The sequence below is a fragment of the Kosakonia oryzendophytica genome, from assembly GCF_027886705.1.
GTDB classification, from domain to species: Bacteria; Pseudomonadota; Gammaproteobacteria; order Enterobacterales; family Enterobacteriaceae; genus Kosakonia; species Kosakonia oryzendophytica.
Map to the genome: position 1 here is coordinate 62,278 of NZ_CP115659.1, position 15,311 is coordinate 77,588.

At 50.7% G+C, this 15,311-nt stretch carries 17 protein-coding genes; 13 read left to right on the forward strand and 4 right to left on the reverse strand.

Annotated elements, in window-relative coordinates; translation table 11 throughout:
- Positions 1-118 precede the first annotated feature (118 nt).
- Entirely contained in the window at positions 119-772 is a 654-nt protein-coding gene (nfsB, locus tag O9K67_RS00250) for an oxygen-insensitive NAD(P)H nitroreductase (protein ID WP_061492443.1), read from the reverse strand.
- Positions 773-958: 186 nt separating this feature from the next.
- Here nfsB and O9K67_RS00255 point away from each other — a divergent pair, with 186 nt between their 5' ends.
- From O9K67_RS00255 to O9K67_RS00290, 8 genes are all read left to right on the forward strand, one after another.
- Complete coding sequence (locus O9K67_RS00255) at positions 959-1,894, forward strand: LysR family transcriptional regulator (RefSeq protein ID WP_061499674.1); 936 nt, start codon at positions 959-961, stop codon at positions 1,892-1,894.
- 511 nt (positions 1,895-2,405) lie between these two features.
- On the forward strand, positions 2,406-3,425 hold the full coding sequence (locus tag O9K67_RS00260) for a zinc-dependent alcohol dehydrogenase (RefSeq protein WP_061492444.1): 1,020 nt from the start codon (positions 2,406-2,408) through the stop codon (positions 3,423-3,425).
- Positions 3,426-3,463: 38 nt separating this feature from the next.
- Positions 3,464-4,129: a dihydrofolate reductase family protein gene (locus O9K67_RS00265; RefSeq protein WP_061492445.1), complete on the forward strand. Its 666-nt coding sequence runs from the start codon at positions 3,464-3,466 to the stop codon at positions 4,127-4,129.
- Positions 4,130-4,157: 28 nt separating this feature from the next.
- Positions 4,158-4,760, forward strand: coding sequence for a DUF1349 domain-containing protein (locus O9K67_RS00270; RefSeq protein ID WP_061492446.1), 603 nt, complete (start codon positions 4,158-4,160; stop codon positions 4,758-4,760).
- A 12-nt stretch (positions 4,761-4,772) separates the two neighbouring features.
- Positions 4,773-5,966, forward strand: a complete 1,194-nt coding sequence (locus O9K67_RS00275) for an MFS transporter (protein WP_061492447.1) — start codon at positions 4,773-4,775, stop codon at positions 5,964-5,966.
- Between the two features lie 188 nt (positions 5,967-6,154).
- Positions 6,155-6,466: a PTS sugar transporter subunit IIB gene (locus O9K67_RS00280; protein WP_061492448.1), complete on the forward strand. Its 312-nt coding sequence runs from the start codon at positions 6,155-6,157 to the stop codon at positions 6,464-6,466.
- Between the two features lie 107 nt (positions 6,467-6,573).
- A complete protein-coding gene (locus O9K67_RS00285; protein WP_061492449.1) occupies positions 6,574-7,896 on the forward strand; it encodes a PTS sugar transporter subunit IIC in 1,323 nt (440 codons plus the stop codon).
- A gap of 361 nt (positions 7,897-8,257) precedes the next feature.
- The gene (locus O9K67_RS00290; RefSeq protein ID WP_061492450.1) at positions 8,258-9,160 is read left to right on the forward strand and encodes a helix-turn-helix transcriptional regulator; all 903 of its coding nucleotides are present in this window, start codon (positions 8,258-8,260) and stop codon (positions 9,158-9,160) included.
- A 27-nt stretch (positions 9,161-9,187) separates the two neighbouring features.
- Here O9K67_RS00290 and O9K67_RS00295 read toward each other — a convergent pair whose 3' ends face one another.
- Together O9K67_RS00295 and O9K67_RS00300 are read right to left on the reverse strand one after the other, a co-directional pair.
- Positions 9,188-9,586, reverse strand: a complete 399-nt coding sequence (locus tag O9K67_RS00295; RefSeq protein WP_061492451.1) for a (R)-mandelonitrile lyase — start codon at positions 9,584-9,586, stop codon at positions 9,188-9,190.
- A gap of 346 nt (positions 9,587-9,932) precedes the next feature.
- A complete protein-coding gene (locus O9K67_RS00300) occupies positions 9,933-10,535 on the reverse strand; it encodes an XRE family transcriptional regulator (RefSeq protein WP_061492452.1) in 603 nt (200 codons plus the stop codon).
- A gap of 45 nt (positions 10,536-10,580) precedes the next feature.
- Between O9K67_RS00300 and O9K67_RS00305 the strand changes: the two genes are divergently transcribed.
- The 4 genes from O9K67_RS00305 (at position 10,581) to vapC (ending at position 12,904) form a co-directional block, all read left to right on the forward strand.
- Positions 10,581-11,273 (forward strand): B3/B4 domain-containing protein, encoded by a 693-nt coding sequence (locus O9K67_RS00305; RefSeq protein ID WP_061492453.1) that lies wholly within the window; start codon positions 10,581-10,583, stop codon positions 11,271-11,273.
- Between the two features lie 13 nt (positions 11,274-11,286).
- A complete protein-coding gene (locus O9K67_RS00310) occupies positions 11,287-12,168 on the forward strand; it encodes a dihydrodipicolinate synthase family protein (protein ID WP_061492454.1) in 882 nt (293 codons plus the stop codon).
- 101 nt (positions 12,169-12,269) lie between these two features.
- Positions 12,270-12,500, forward strand: coding sequence for a type II toxin-antitoxin system VapB family antitoxin (vapB, locus tag O9K67_RS00315; protein ID WP_061492455.1), 231 nt, complete (start codon positions 12,270-12,272; stop codon positions 12,498-12,500).
- Positions 12,500-12,904, forward strand: coding sequence for a type II toxin-antitoxin system tRNA(fMet)-specific endonuclease VapC (vapC, locus tag O9K67_RS00320; protein WP_061492456.1), 405 nt, complete (start codon positions 12,500-12,502; stop codon positions 12,902-12,904). Before vapB ends, vapC begins: the two co-directional genes overlap by 1 nt.
- Positions 12,905-12,909: 5 nt before the next feature.
- Here vapC and O9K67_RS00325 read toward each other — a convergent pair whose 3' ends face one another.
- On the reverse strand, positions 12,910-13,968 hold the full coding sequence (locus O9K67_RS00325) for an AbrB family transcriptional regulator (protein WP_061492457.1): 1,059 nt from the start codon (positions 13,966-13,968) through the stop codon (positions 12,910-12,912).
- A gap of 876 nt (positions 13,969-14,844) precedes the next feature.
- Between O9K67_RS00325 and O9K67_RS00330 the strand changes: the two genes are divergently transcribed.
- Positions 14,845-15,297 (forward strand): phage tail protein, encoded by a 453-nt coding sequence (locus O9K67_RS00330; protein WP_061492458.1) that lies wholly within the window; start codon positions 14,845-14,847, stop codon positions 15,295-15,297.
- The last annotated feature ends 14 nt before the right edge of the window (positions 15,298-15,311 follow it).

Here is a 15,311-nt window from a genome sequence, read left to right on the forward strand (position 1 = left end):
AATGTCAGAAGTGATTTTACATTAATGAAACAATCGCTCCGACGAGGGAAAAACGGGATATGTGATAGGGTTCAAAATCCAGGCGAATAAAAAAGCCCGGCGAACCGGGCTGGCGGGCTTAGATAAAGGTAAAAATCTCGTCACGCGGTAAGCGGGATTTTGGCAGTGCAGCGTTAAAGTCTTTTTCGCTGCGAAAGCCCAGTGAGACCAGCACCACGCTGGTCAGCCCTTTCTCACGCAGACCCAGTGCAAGGTCCAGCGCGCGCTGATCAAACCCTTCCATCGGCGTGGCGTCAATGTCGAGCATCGCGGCGCTCAGCAGCAGGCCGCCCAGCGCCAGGTAAACCTGTTTCTCCATCCATTGCGGAATATCGCGCTGCTCATAGCGGTGCATATCCACATAAGAGCGGCGGCTCTTGTCCTGACCGGCCTGTGCGCCTTCAGCGACAAAGCGGCCATCTTTTTGCTCCTGCGCCAGCACGTTTTGCAGATGCTGGTCATCGAGATCGCTGCGCATGCACAGGGCGATGACATGAGAGGCATTCAGCACTTTCGGTTCGTTATAGGCATACGCACCGCTGGTGGATTTCGCTATCGCTTCGCGGCCTTCCGGCGTGGAGGCGACCACAAAGTGCCACGGCTGTGAATTCACAGACGAGGGGCTGTTTCGCAGCACGTTAAGTAAGGTGTCAATTTTTTCCTGCGGCAGCGTTTTACCGGGTTCAAACGCTTTCACCGTATGGCGGGCAATCACAGCATCATCAAGGGTCATCCTGTTTCTCCTGGCGCAAAAATAACAAGTAGATTGGGGGGATTGTTGGAGAATAAACGCAAAAGATAACGAGATAAATCGCTATAAAGGGACAACACTTTCACTCCTGGAGTGAAAATGAAGTTTGCCTGCGCGCTATTTTCTGGCACAACAGACGGGGTACGCCCCTTTATCACCGGAGAGATCATGATTCGGCTGGAAGATGTCACGCTGTTTGTTCGCTCAGCAGCACTGGGAAGTTTTTCAAATGCCGCACGGGAAGCCGGTTTGCTGCCGGGCCAGGTGAGCGCGGCTGTGCACCGGCTGGAGCGGGATTTGGATAAGCGCTTGTTTGTGCGATCCACACGCAGCTTACGGCTGACGGCGGAAGGCGAAAAGTATCTTCCCTACGCCCAGGAGATGCTGGAAGTGGTGCACGCCGGCGCGGAAAGCCTGCACAGCGGCGATAACGAGATCAAGGGCGAGCTGCGCGTAGCGATGCCATCGGACATTGGCCGCAATGTACTGTTACCGCTGATCACCCGTTTTTGCCAGCAGCACCCAAAAGTGTCCTTGCGTCTTTCGCTGTCCGATCACATTAGTGATGTATTCCGTGACCCGGTCGATATTGCTATTCGTTACGGCGTGCTGGATAACAGCAGCTATGTGGCGTTGCCGCTGGCGGCAGATAACCGCCGCGTTCTGGCGGCCTCACCGGCCTATCTGGCGCGCAACGGCCGCCCGCAAACGCTGGACGAAGTGGTTAATCACCCATGCCTGTTGTTCACGATGAATAGCCAGGTGTATGACAAGTGGAGCTTCCCGGAAAATGGCATGCGCCGCCAGCTTATCGTTAAAAGCCGCATGTTATGCGATGACGCTGACGTTGCCCGGCGCTGGGCCATTGATGGGCTGGGGATTGTTTACAAATCGTGGATCGATCTCAGCGATGACGTACTGGCGGGCCGCCTGGAGGTGCTTTTGCCGCAGCATCCGGGGGAGGCTGCACCGTTAAACCTTATCTGCCCGCACCGTAAACAGTTTTCTCCGGCTATCCGCCACCTGCACAACGCATTACGCGAGCACCTTCAGCCGATCACCGCGCTGATGCACAGTCACCCTGCGTTTAAGACAACATATTGAGTGCGTCGTCACGGGTTACTAACCCCGTGAGCGCATCATAAAGGAACACGGCTGAGGGCATTAAGCCCATTGTGAAAGAGAAGCCATGCATATTCATCGCTGATAATACCCCCAACGGGTGTCCTATTTTTTTCTGCTGACGGTTGTACCCCTCTGTGAATTGTGTTTTATTCCCGCCGATTTATTCCCTCTCTAGAATATTAGCCTAACCCGTTGCTCTCTAATTTATTATTTTATGATGTGTCATGTTCTTATTTATGGTTGTCATTTTTTCATTGCTGTAATTCTGTTTTGTATTTATGTGATTATAGTGAAAACAAGAAGATAGACTTGTTTTCACTTTCATATAAATTCAAGCATTAGGTTTTTTTAAGATTGTGAATATTAGTTAAGGATATTTTTATAACAAAATATTGTGATTTTGCTCTCAAATGAATACAGAAGTAGTCGCTATATCTATTGGCGAAGCGGGTTTTATATATGGAATATTCTTTATAAATGGATTGTATTTATGAAAGCCATTTCTTTAATTGATAAAAAAACGTTAGGGCTCATAACCTATCAGTATTCCCCCCTATTACCGGAAGATGGTGTTGAGATTGATATTGTACTTTCTGGTATTTGCGGAACTGATTTGGCAGTGTTAGCAGGGCGAGAGGAAGGTTTGCCGGGTATTATTCGCGGGCATGAAGCTGTTGGTGTGGTTGTTAATGTCGGCAATGCGGTGACGGGCCTGCAACCCGGTATGCGAGTCGTTATCGATCCGAATGAATATTGTGGGCGCTGCGCAGCCTGTCGCGCTGGGCGCACACATCTCTGCACTGGTGGCCACAATGGAGGATTGGATATTGTCGGTGTGAATAAACACGGCATGTTTGTGGAACGATTTATTACCCGGATGCCATTTGTTTATCCGCTACCGGATGCGATGAGCTGGGAAACCGCGGTACTCATTGAACCTGTCGCCTGTATTTTAAACAATATTGACCATGCTGAGATTCAGGCGGGAGAGCGGGTGTTAGTGCTGGGATCGGGGCCGATGAGTCTGGTGGCTCAGTTACTGCTCCGGGCGATGGGTGTAAAGACACTGGCGACGGATCTGAACCCAAACCGTATTCAATTCGGGCGATCGCTTGGGCTGGATGTCCTGCATGCGGATGAACTCAGATCCAGGCTACAGCAAACCCCGGTAGATGCTGTTATCGACACGGTAGGGAATCAACTCGATGTTGCTATGAGCACGGTTCGTCGGGGTGGCAGAGTTGTTCTTTTCGGGTTTGACGGAAATTACACTTATACATTGCCGGTAAAATACGTTCTGGTTAATGCCATCCGTTTGATTGGCGCGGGGGAATATAATCAACATTTCCCGCGTGCATTACAGATGGCCAGTATGATTCCCGCGCTGGGCGAACTGGTAACGCATCGTTATACCCTTGACGAATGTGCAGAGGCCTTCGACCATCTGCTCAACGATCCTTTCTCCAATATTATAAAATGTGTCTTTACACCGAATGCGAAATATCTGTAAGAATTCTTTTTATTTAAACTAAGATAAGTTGAGATATTATGAAAATTACTATTTTTAGTCAGATTTCTATTGATGGTAAATTAACTCTCGGCCATGGTGGATCCAGTAAAGGATTATTCCAGCTGCTTAACGATGAAGATATACAATTTATTCATCAATTCCGCGGGAAGGTCGATGCCATTATGGTAGGGCGAAATACCATTGTGACGGATGATCCGCAATTAACCAATCGTTATGGCGGCAATAATCCATTACGCATTATTCCTACCTCATCGCTGGATTTTCCCGATTCGGCCAGAGTGTTGTGCTCGCCGGAGGAATCTCTCATTGTTACAACAGAACGGGCTCGTGGTCACGCGATGATTCAACGAATACGCGAACATGGTAAAGAGGTCCTTTTTGCGGGAGTCGATCGGGTAGATTTTAATTTTCTTTTTTCGCTCCTTCAACAACGTGGAATAGAACATATTATGGTGGAAGGTGGTGGTTATTTAAACTGGCAGATGTTTGATCTTGATGTGGTGGATGATATTATTTTAATGCAGTTGCCAATTATTATTGGTGGCGCAACAACGACTACTCTTGCAGATGGCGAAGGATATAAGGACATAAATCATACCAAAGCATTTTCACTGCACCATTTTGATGCCCGGTCTAATTATAATCTTCTACATTTTAAACGTATGTCTGCCCAGACATATTAATATCACTCATGGATGGCTGAAAAATAAAATGGAAAAATTCAAAGCTTCTGAGCTAATCTGGCTTAATGTCAATGAATACCTTGTCCTTGATGAGGATGATATTATTCTTTACACCTCTCCCGATACTGATTTTTGGCGCGGGACGTATTATGGGCTTGAGTATGATAATGCCCCTGCTGCAGTTATTAGCCGCGAGGAGCGATTCTGGACTCTGAAAGCCAGGGTGTCGTTTAATTCTTCTATCTATTTTGATCAGTGCGGTCTGTTCATTTACCAGGATGAAGACCACTGGATGAAAAGTGGTATTGAATATCAAAAAAATGGTTACCAGCAGTTGTTTTCGGTGGTGACTAATCACGGATTTTCGGATTGGTCGATGTCTAACTTTGATCGGCATCGGCAGACCATGTATTACCGGTTGAGCCGCAGGGAGAGTGATTTTCTACTGGAAAACTCACTGAATGGCAGAGACTTTCACATGATGCGCATGTTCCATTTATCTCACGCTGAGGCGCGTGTGCAGTTTGGTTTTTTTGCCAGTAGCCCCGGAGACTCTTCTTTTGCTGCCCGCTTCTCTGAGATTGAACTCATGGAATGTCAGTGGCAGGCGCATAATGCTGACCGTTTCTGACAGGGATACCCAATGACGATTTCACCTCATCAGCAGCGTCTGTCTCTCTGCGCCTGCTATGCCGCCATGATATGCCTGGCCATTGCACTCAACTTCTTGCCCGTCTATCTGACCACATTCAGCGACGCCTTTGACAGTGATTCCGGGCTGACCGGTGAGCAATTGGGGCGTATTCCGGCAGTCATGTTTCTCAGTTTTATCACCGCTATCCTGGTGACCGGGCCGCTGGCTGATCGGGGCAATGCTCAGCGGTTTATTTTATTTGGACTGCTGGTCATGGCGCTTGGGTTAGGCTTTGTGGCGATGGCACCCACCTACACTTTCCTGTTGTTCGCTGTCGCGCTGATGGGGTGGGGAGCAGGCATGCTGGATATGCTGCTCAGCCCGATTGTCGTGGCGTTACAGCCTGCCAGACGCAGTGCGGCTATGAACTGGCTACACTCCTATTTTTGTCTTGGTGCGGTAGGTGCAGTACTGATCGCCAGCTTTGCGCTGAAATGGGGGATTTCATGGCGCATGGTTGCGTTGGGGGTCATGATTGCACCATTGGGGACAGCACTGTTGTTCCTGCGGCTTACTTTCCCTCCCCTGGTGCAGGAATCGGCACCAAGAGAAGCGCTGACGAGCTTGATAAAACGTCCTTATTTCGTCGCTTGCCTGATCGCTATCTTTTTAGGCGGCGCCACAGAAACGGGGCTGTCGCAATGGTTGCCGACTTACGCTGAGCGGGGATTGGGATTGTCGAAGGAGATCGGCGGGTTTGCACTGGCTGGCTTTTCTGTGGCGATGGCGCTGGGGAGAATGGCGGCGGCTATGGTGCAGCAGCGTATCTCTCCCGAGGTGTTAATGTTGGGCTGCTGCGCTGTGACCGTGGCGCTGTTTGTTGTGATCGGTTTTCCTCCCAGCCCAACGATTGCCATTGCTGCCTGTATTCTGGCTGGATTTTCAGGAAGCTGTCTTTGGCCAACTATGCTGGCGATGTCTGCGGATGCCTATCCGCGAGGCGGTGCGACCATGTTCGGTGTACTGACGGCTTTTGGTAATGCGGGCTGTAGTCTTGTGCCGTGGCTGGTTGGGCTGATCATGGAGTATTCATCGTTACATATAGGCTTATTGACTGTTGCACTCTATCCTGGCGGTATGATCATTGTGCTTATATGGATGCATCGACTATCCGGAAAAAATAACGGCGTGCAGGTGGAATAATTACACGCCTTCCTTTTTTCTTACTGAAGAGTATTAATTACAGGTTCAACTTACATTATCGCGTTATTATTGTATGGTTTTACATTTCGTTGCAGTGCTTATTGTGATCGCGCTGAGAGATAAAGCTATAAACACCTGGTAAAATAACGATAAGTGAATGTTTATCAATATAGTAAGGGACGATTCATATGAAAAACATATTATTGGTATGCGCCGCAGGGATGTCGACAAGTATGTTGGTGAAACGCATGAAAGAGTATGCGGATACGGTAAATATTAAGGTAACCATTAATGCATTAGCCATATCGGAAGCCAAAGAGACGTTGAAGAAAAATGAGGTGGATATTGTATTGTTGGGACCCCAGGTGCGTTTCCAGAAAAAAGAATTAGAGGAGGTTGTACAGGGTCGGGTCCCTGTCGCCGTGATTGATATGAAAGCTTACGGGCAGATGGATGGCAAAGCCGTTTTAGACAGTGCGCTGGTTTGTCTGGCTGAATAATTCCTTTTCGGATAATTATTCCTTCTTTGTGTGTGGAATTTTTTCCGCACACTGAATCCCTGTGTGCATTATTAATTAAAACGGTAACAAGATTAAAAGGAATCATCATGAGTTTCATGGAGTCTTTTGAACGAGGTATGGAGAAAATTCTCGTTCCTATTGCGGTTAAATTAAACTCACAGATCCATATTTCGGCAGTGCGGGATGCATTTATATTGTCCTTCCCGATTGTGATGGCCAGTTCGCTGATTATTCTTATTAATTTTGCGATTCTCTCACCTGATGGTTTTATCGCCAGTATTTTGCATCTGGATGCGCTTTTCCCCAATCTGGCCGCGGCGCAGGCAATATTCACACCCGTCATGAATGGCTCGGTCAATATTATGGCGGTTTTAATTACCTTTCTGGTGGCGCGCAATATTGCCATTAACTATCAACAAGACGATCTCCTGTGCGGATTAACGTCGATTGGTGCGTTTTTTGTTGTTTACACGCCTTACACCGTCATTGACGGGCAGGCGTATCTCACCACCCAATACCTTGGGCCGCAGGGGTTATTTGTCGCTATTATTGTTGCATTGATCGCCAGCGAAGTGTTCTGCCGTCTGGCGCGCAACCCTAAAGTAACCATTACGATGCCTGCTGCAGTGCCGCCCGCGGTCTCCCGCTCTTTTAAGGTGCTGTTGCCTATCTTCTTTGTGATGATCCTGTTTTCCGTTATCAACTATCTGCTGGCGAAAATCTCGCCGGATGGCTTGAATGATCTGGTCTACACCCTGATCCAATCGCCGTTAAAAGATATGGGCACGAATATTTTCGCTGTGTTGATCCTCGGCCTGGTCGCAAACTTTTTGTGGGTGCTGGGCATCCACGGGCCGAATACTGTGGCGGCGATTCGTGAGGCCATTTTCACAGAAGCTAACCTGGAAAACCTGTCGTATACCGCGTCGCATGGTACCACTTGGGGTGCGCCCTACCCGATTACCTGGGGCGGTATTAACGATGCTTTCGCTAACTACGGTGGCTCGGGAATGACATTGGGGCTCTTGCTGGCGATCTTTATCGCTTCGCGGCGTAAAGATTACCGTGAAATGGCGAAAATGGCCTTTGTTCCGGGCCTATTCAATATCAACGAACCGGTTATTTTCGGGCTGCCTATTGTTCTGAATCCGATTCTGGTGATTCCGTTTGTGCTGACTCCGTTTGTTAACTCGCTGATTGGCTATGTCTTTATCACCATGGAGCTGATTCCGCCTATCGCGTATGCCGTGCCGTGGACAACGCCCGGCCCACTCATTGCGTTCCTGGGAACCGGAGGAAACTGGCTGGCGCTGTTTGTCGGTCTGCTGTGTCTGGCGGTTTCTACACTGATTTATCTGCCGTTTGTGATAGCCGCCAATAAGGTAAATATCGTAGCAGCAGATCGGTAGCGCTTTTTCCCTCTCTGAAGCCTGCCGCATGCCATACGCTGCATGCGGCAGTGCACCGTAGATTTCCATCTGTAGTAACACGGCAGGGTTATCGACCTGCCGCGAACCATCGAACTCCACACGCGCAACAGGCTTCACTGACATTCCCTGTCAGGACAATAGGTTATCTTCTCCTCAGTGAAATAAAGGGGTTGTATGAATCTGCTGCTGTCTGCGGAAATTTCATTTTAGTTTTTTAGCTTTCTGCCGTTAACCCCTAAGAACAAACACTTTTTTACCTATAAAACAGGGCTATGCCGCCATGGTCAGGCCGTATTCGTTTAACGTCTTCTGAGACTTTTGACTCCGGAACCAGGGGAACATGAAAGAAAGTCACGACAGAAAACATGACCCGCTCATTGAGCGGCTCTGTGAAATTTTCGGTGCGCTTTACCAGGGGCGAACTATTGATAAAGCGTGGCTTTGCGATAAGTTCGGCATCACGGAGCGCACTGCTTATCGGGATCTTGCCAGACTGGGGCATATCCTCGATCAGGTTGCTCCCGGGCGCTACAAGCTCAGCTCACATCTTCTGCCTTCTCTGCATACCGGTCACCTGGCGGAGTTCGCCGATTTTGCCGGTGTGGCACATCTTTTCCCTCGTAATGACGGCCAGTCGCTACGTAACAGCATGAAAAATCGTGACAACATTGCCTTTCATGCCGCCAGTAGCCGGGAAAACCGACTGATTGAAGATCGCATCAACCTACTCAATCGGGCGATTACCGTACATTGTGAAGTGGACTATCACTATCGGGACAAAGCCCGCCAGGCACAACCTTACCGGCTGATCAACCAGTACGGCTTGTGGTATCTGGCCGCCGTTGAACAAGGGCGTCTGAAGGCGTTTGAACTGGCGAAAATTGAAGGCCTTAAAGAAACGGTGCGGCATTTTACACCGCATGCGGATGTGCTGGCCGAACTGGATAGCGGCGTGGGGATCCGTTTCGGTTCAAGGGTGGAGACGCGATTGCGGGTTTCTGCTCAGGTAGCGGAATACGTTACCCGCCGTTCCCTCTTTCCTTCGCAGCGCATTCTGGAACAGCATGACGATGGTAGCCTGACGCTTTCAACCGCCATCAGCGATCCCCATACGCTCTTTCGCTGGTTGCGTTACTGGCTACCGGACATCGGCATCCTGTCGCCGCAGTCGCTACGTGAGCAATTTGAGCAGGATTTGCATACCCGTTATACCCACGGTGTGATGCTGATGGCGCAGAGGTAGTCTGCGCCGGAAACAGCCAGGCGGCCTTTATTGCCCTCGATACTGCTCATCGGTCACCTGCTCCAGCCAAGTGACCGGGCTGCCGTTTAACGATTCGGCAATGGCGATATGCGTCATTGCGCTTTCGGCCGTCGCGCCATGCCAGTGTTTCACCTCTTCCGGGATCCAGACAATATCGCCCTGATTCATCTCCTGCACGGCTTCGCCTTCGCACTGGATCCAGCCTTTACCCTGAATCACGATCAGCGTCTGGCCCAGTGGATGGGTATGCCATGCGGTGCGAGCGCCGGGCTCAAATGTTACCGTTGCGCCGCCCACGCGGGCAGGGGCCTCGGCTTTAAAGGGGGCGTCGATGCGTACGCGACCGGTGAAATACTCTTGTGGACCCTGCGCCGAAGGAACGGAGGCATTACGGATGATTTTCATGTTGTTCTCCTGTGTATGGGCACGTCTGTATAGCGTAGCGTGTGGATTATGCGTCTGATGGGAAAGTAATGAGACGATCATAAAACCCGCAAGCCGTGGCGACTATTGGCGAAAATCGGCATGGCTGTATGAGTGCAACTCATCAATAGCGACGCAGCACCATCACCGCGTGATCCACGGCGCACCGTCGCGAAAGCCTGCCGGCACCCATGAAGAGATAATGCCGCTGCCATAAAATCCTGATAAGAGTAGCGATGGAAGGGCGCCGACAAAGGCGGAACGCTATCTTAAGCAGGCGGGCGAAAATGATAACCCCACTAAATCATAATGGGGTTATGAACAGAGTTCATGAATGGCGTTCGCTGACCGTCATGGTGAAAATGACCGGTTGTGTGGTGTCATTGGCATAATGGTGCGGCACATCGGTTTGCGCGACCGCCGAGCAGCCTTCTGCAATAAGCAGCGCAGTTTGATCCACCTGAATAGCGAGAGCGCCGCTTTCCACATGTAACAGCTCCACCGTGCCGGACGGATGCCCGGGGGAGGTAAAACGCTCCCCGGGAAACATTTCCCAGCGCCACATTTCCAGCATATCCGGGCCACTGGTGCCTGCCAGCAAACGGGCTGAACCGCCTTTTTCACCACGCCACAGTACCGGTATCTCCTCCGGTGTGATCAGATGTGCGGTCGGTTTACTGGCGATATCCACAATGTCGGCCACCGAGACGCCCATCGCCGCCGAGATTTTACACAACAGGGCGATACTGGGGTTGGCAAGGCATTTCTCGATTTCCACCAACATGCCTTTACTGACGCCCGCCCGGCGGGACAGCTCATCCAGCGAGAGTTTTTGTTGTTTACGAAACGCTTTAATACGCGCTGCTACCGCTTCACTGACGCGCTGAATGTCTGCACCGGAGTCGGTCGATTTATTGACTTTTTTGGTCATCGGTCGATAGTATGAAATAAATTGGTCATTAAAAAGGATTATCCGATGCTTTCCGTTCAGCCGTCAATTGATGCTCGCCTGGCAACCATCGCGCCGGGTTTTCGTGCGCTCAGCGTGATGGTGGATGCCACCACTCTGCTCAACCCGCAGGTGGGCGAAGACGCGCTGCTCGGTGCGTGCGCTTCAGTTGCAGCAGGTGGCCCGGCCTGGGCAGATGCGCACCTCGCCGCATGGGACACGGTGTTTAAACAGTTTGGCGCGAAGCCAAAGCGTACGCCCAACTCGGCGCTGGCGCTGCGTAAACGTGTCCAGCGGGATGGCGTGGTACCAGCAATTGATCCGGTGGTGGATCTCTATAACGCCATTAGCCTGCGCTACGCTATTCCGGTGGGTGGCGAGAATATTGCCGCCTATGTGGGGGCGCCGCACCTGACCATTGCAGACGGTAGTGAGCTGTTCGACATCATGAAAGAGGGGCAACTGGCGCAGGAGTCTCCCGAACCGGGCGAGGTGATCTGGCGTGATGATGTGGGCGTGACGTGCCGCCGCTGGAACTGGCGTCAGGGCGTGCGCACCCGCTTAAGCGCCACCGATCATCGGATGTGGTTTATTCTTGAAAGTCTGCCGGAGATGCCGAAGGCGGCGTTATGTGAAGCGGGCGACGAACTGATTGCCGGGTTGCAACGTATGATGCCGGGCTGCAGTAGCCAAATGTCGCTGCTCGGGTTTGATATCTGAAGAGGACAACAGAATGGATTTCACAGGATTGAGTGCCTTTCCGCTGACGCCGCTGGTGGATGACAAGCTGGACGAAGCGGCCTATGTGCGGCTGATTGAACGGCTGCGTACTGCCGGTGTGGATTCGATTGGCGCGCTGGGATCGACCGGATGCTACCCCTATTTCAGCCGCAACGAACGGGCCACCGCGTTGCGCCTGGCGACGGAGCACTCCGGCGCAGTGCCGGTGATAGCTGGCATCGGCGCGCTCCGCACCCGCGATGTGTTGTGGCTGGCGGAGGATGCACAGAAAGCGGGCGTAAGCGCACTGCTGCTGGCGCCGGTTTCTTATCACACGCTAACGGAAGATGAGGTGTTCGACTTGTATGCAGCGGTGACTCGCGAGCTCTCCGTGCCGCTGTGTGTGTACGACAACCCCGGCGCTACGCACTTTACTTTTAGCGATGGCTTACTGGCGCGCATTGCACAGTTGCCCAATATTGGCTCTATCAAAATTCCGCCGGTGTCTGCGTTGGAACGCATTGCCAGCCTGCGGTCGCAGATCCCGGAAACAGTCACTCTGGGCATCAGCGGTGATGCGATTGCGGTAGACGGACTCAACGCCGGATGCGGCATCTGGTATTCGGTCATGGGAGGACTGTTCCCCGAAGCGGCACTGACGATCGCTCGCGCCGCGCTTGCCGGGGATACGGCGCAAGCGCGCGAGCACTCTGCTGCGCTGGCTCCGCTGTGGGATCTGTTCCGGCGTTACGGCGGTAGCCTGCGGGTGATCGCCACTGCTGCGGAATTGCTCGGTGCAGTCGCTGCGCCGTGCCTGCCCGCGCCTCTGCGCACGCTGACGGGCGACGCCCGACGGCAGGTGGCGGAAGTGATTGAGACGCTGCGGCTGGCCTGATTCTCGCCCTAATCGTAAAGCGGTGTTTTTGTATATCCCATTGACATATCCCGCCACTCACTTATGCTTGTCAGTATGAAATTTCATCAGTGGAGAGACGGATGGAGAAAACGACACTTTTTAAAAGCAATCGCAGTCAGGCTGTACGTTTGCCAAAAGCCGTGGCTCTGCCAGAAGACGTCAGGCACGTTGATATTATTGCTGTGGGGCGCACACGAATTATCACTCCATCAGGAGAAAGCTGGGATAGCTGGTTTGATGGGGAGAATGCATCTGCTGATTTTATGACCGCGCGTGAGCAACCAGGGGATCAGGACAGGGAAGATTTTTGATGCTCAAATTTATGCTTGATACAAACATTTGTATTTTCACTATAAAAAATAAACCCGAAACTGTCCGCCGGGCATTCAATCAGCGTGACGGACAGATGTGTATCAGCTCTATCACATTGATGGAGCTAATTTATGGTGCAGAGAAATCGGCCGCGCCTGAAAAAAACTTGCGTGTCGTTGAAGGGTTTACCGCCAGGCTGGAGGTGCTGCCTTATGGTATCGATGCGTCAGTGCATACTGGTCAACTCAGGGCGGAGCTGGCAAGAGAAGGGGCACCCATCGGGCCTTATGATGCCATGATTGGTGCTCATGCCCGTTCCTTGGGATTAATTCTCGTGACCAACAACACCCGCGAGTTTGTCCGAATTCCAGGTCTACGTTTGCAGGACTGGACGATGCATTAACTTTTCTATGTCCCCAGCCGTTTTGCGACAAAACGTGAGATCGCAGGCCCGGTGATCAACACCAGAATAAAGCGCCCGGTCTGCATGGCCATCACAAACGAAATATCCACATGGCTTGATGAGGCAATAATCGCCACTGTATCCGCTCCACCGGGGCTGGTGGCCAGGTAAGCGGTCAGCGGATCGATACCCGCGAAGCGCACCAGTAAAAAGGCGAAACCGCAACACACGGCAACCAGCGTCATGACCGACAGCAGCACGCGCGGTAATGCGCGGGCGGCATAGCCGACAATCTCCCGCGTAAAGCGCAGGCCGATGCTCCAACCGATAATGGCGTAAGAAAGCGCCAGCAACCACGGCGGCAGTTCAAGGCGCAGCAAACCGGTATCTTCAACAATCGTTCCTAATACCAGCGTGATCAGCATCGGCCCGGAGGGCATTTTCACCTTACGGGCAATCAGGTAGCCTGTGGCAATCACCAGTAACGTCCCGGCAAAGGCCAACCCGCGCAGCGGGCCAAACAACGTAAACGTCGCCACGGCGTGGTCCGGGTTATCGGTTCCCATCCACATGCGGGTAACCAGCACTGCCACCAGCGCCACAATCATCACCCGCAGGTACTGCATAAAGGCCACCAGCCGCACATCTGCGCCGAAGCTCTCTGCCATAATGGTCATTGCTGCCGCTGCACCCGGCGATGATCCCCAGATGGCGGTAGAGCCAGGGAAGACCTGTAGTTTCGCCATGATCCAGCCAAGGATTGCACTGGCGAAAATCACCGCCACAATACAACTGATAAACAACGGCCAGTCGGCTGCGATACGACCAAAAACCGACGGTGGGATGGCATGAGCTATCATCGCGCCGACCACCGCTTGCGCCGCGCTAAAGCATTTTTTACTGATGGTAAGCGGATGGTTGGTGATGGCGAGAAAAATGCCAGCGAACATGGGGCCTAAGAGTAGCGCCGCAGGCAGATGGATCAGCTCCATCAGCGCCACCAACGGTATTGATATGACAAGCAACCGCAGCCAGTTGCGCAGTAGCGGAGAGGATAATGTCATTAACCTCCCCTCCTGCATCCTGCGGCTACGGCATTAAAAGTCATGTAAGGCATAGTGTCCCCGGCAAATAAAAACAGTAATTGTATGATAATAAAGACATACCTGTGACTGTATAAGGTCTTTGCCTGAGCTGCAATCTTTCATGTGAGTAAAAGGATTATTTTCCTGCGCTAATAAAAAGATTAACGTTGCTAAATATTATTGTAAGGGTAAACATACCTTACTGCGTTAACGATCTTGTAAAGAAGAATGGCAGGTGGTTGTTATTTTTATATTTTAACATCTGTATTTTTTTAAAACGACACGATATTCAGAAACACCCAAAAAATTATTTCCTGACAAAATGTGAATGTGCAATTTGAAAGTTTTCTTTAAGTGCATGATTTTATTCTTTTGCTGTATTTTTTCCCAGGCGCGCAGATGAAAAGTCAGAATTCTTTTAAGGTAAACTTGCCTTTTTAAATGACCCTATCTAATTTTTTATTAATTATTTCTCTTTAGCCGCTTGTTTTTGTTTAAGGAGAAAGTAATTAGCCTTTTCTTTCACGATTTTTAGTCTCAATAAGATCAATCAGTTATATCGATAACACACAATGCATGCGCATTCTTTGTGCTTATTTTGTCGTTGTTATTTTAATGCTGATAATTTTTTTGGTTTTTAAAAGTGCCTGTCGAATCACTCTTTGGCGTATGGCATGGGCGGTAGCGTGCCTTTTTTAAATTTAAAGGTAACGATTTCTACTAATTCAAGCCGGTGAGAATGATTCGATATTCACTTTATCTAAAGAGTGTGCAGTATTGTCCATGCTTATAGCTGCATTGTCCATGTCTGCACTTCATGTCAAAACGCTGTGTTAACTCCAGAAGGATATATCCATGGCTACTACAGCTGATGAAATTGCCAGCCTTTATCCCATTCCCACCTATCGCTTTATCGTTACGCTTGGTGATGAACAGATGCCATTTTCCAGCGCGTCGGGCCTGGATATTAATTACGATACTATCGAGTACCGTGATGGCACAGGAAATTGGTTTAAAATGCCCGGCCAACGGCAAGCCATTAATATTACTCTCTCTCAGGGCATATTCCCGGGGCAAAATGCCCTTTACGATTGGATTAATTCTATTCAATACAATCGGGTCGAAAAGAAAGACATTCTGATTAGCCTGACTAACGACACCGGTACAGAAGTATTACTGAGCTGGAGCGTGTCGAACGCTTTCCCCACTGCGCTTTCCTCGCCGTCGTTCGATGCAACCAGTAATGAAGTGGCTGTCCAACAACTGACGTTGATGGCGGACAGAGTCACCGTGCAAGCAGGCAGCTAATACAGGAGCTGATC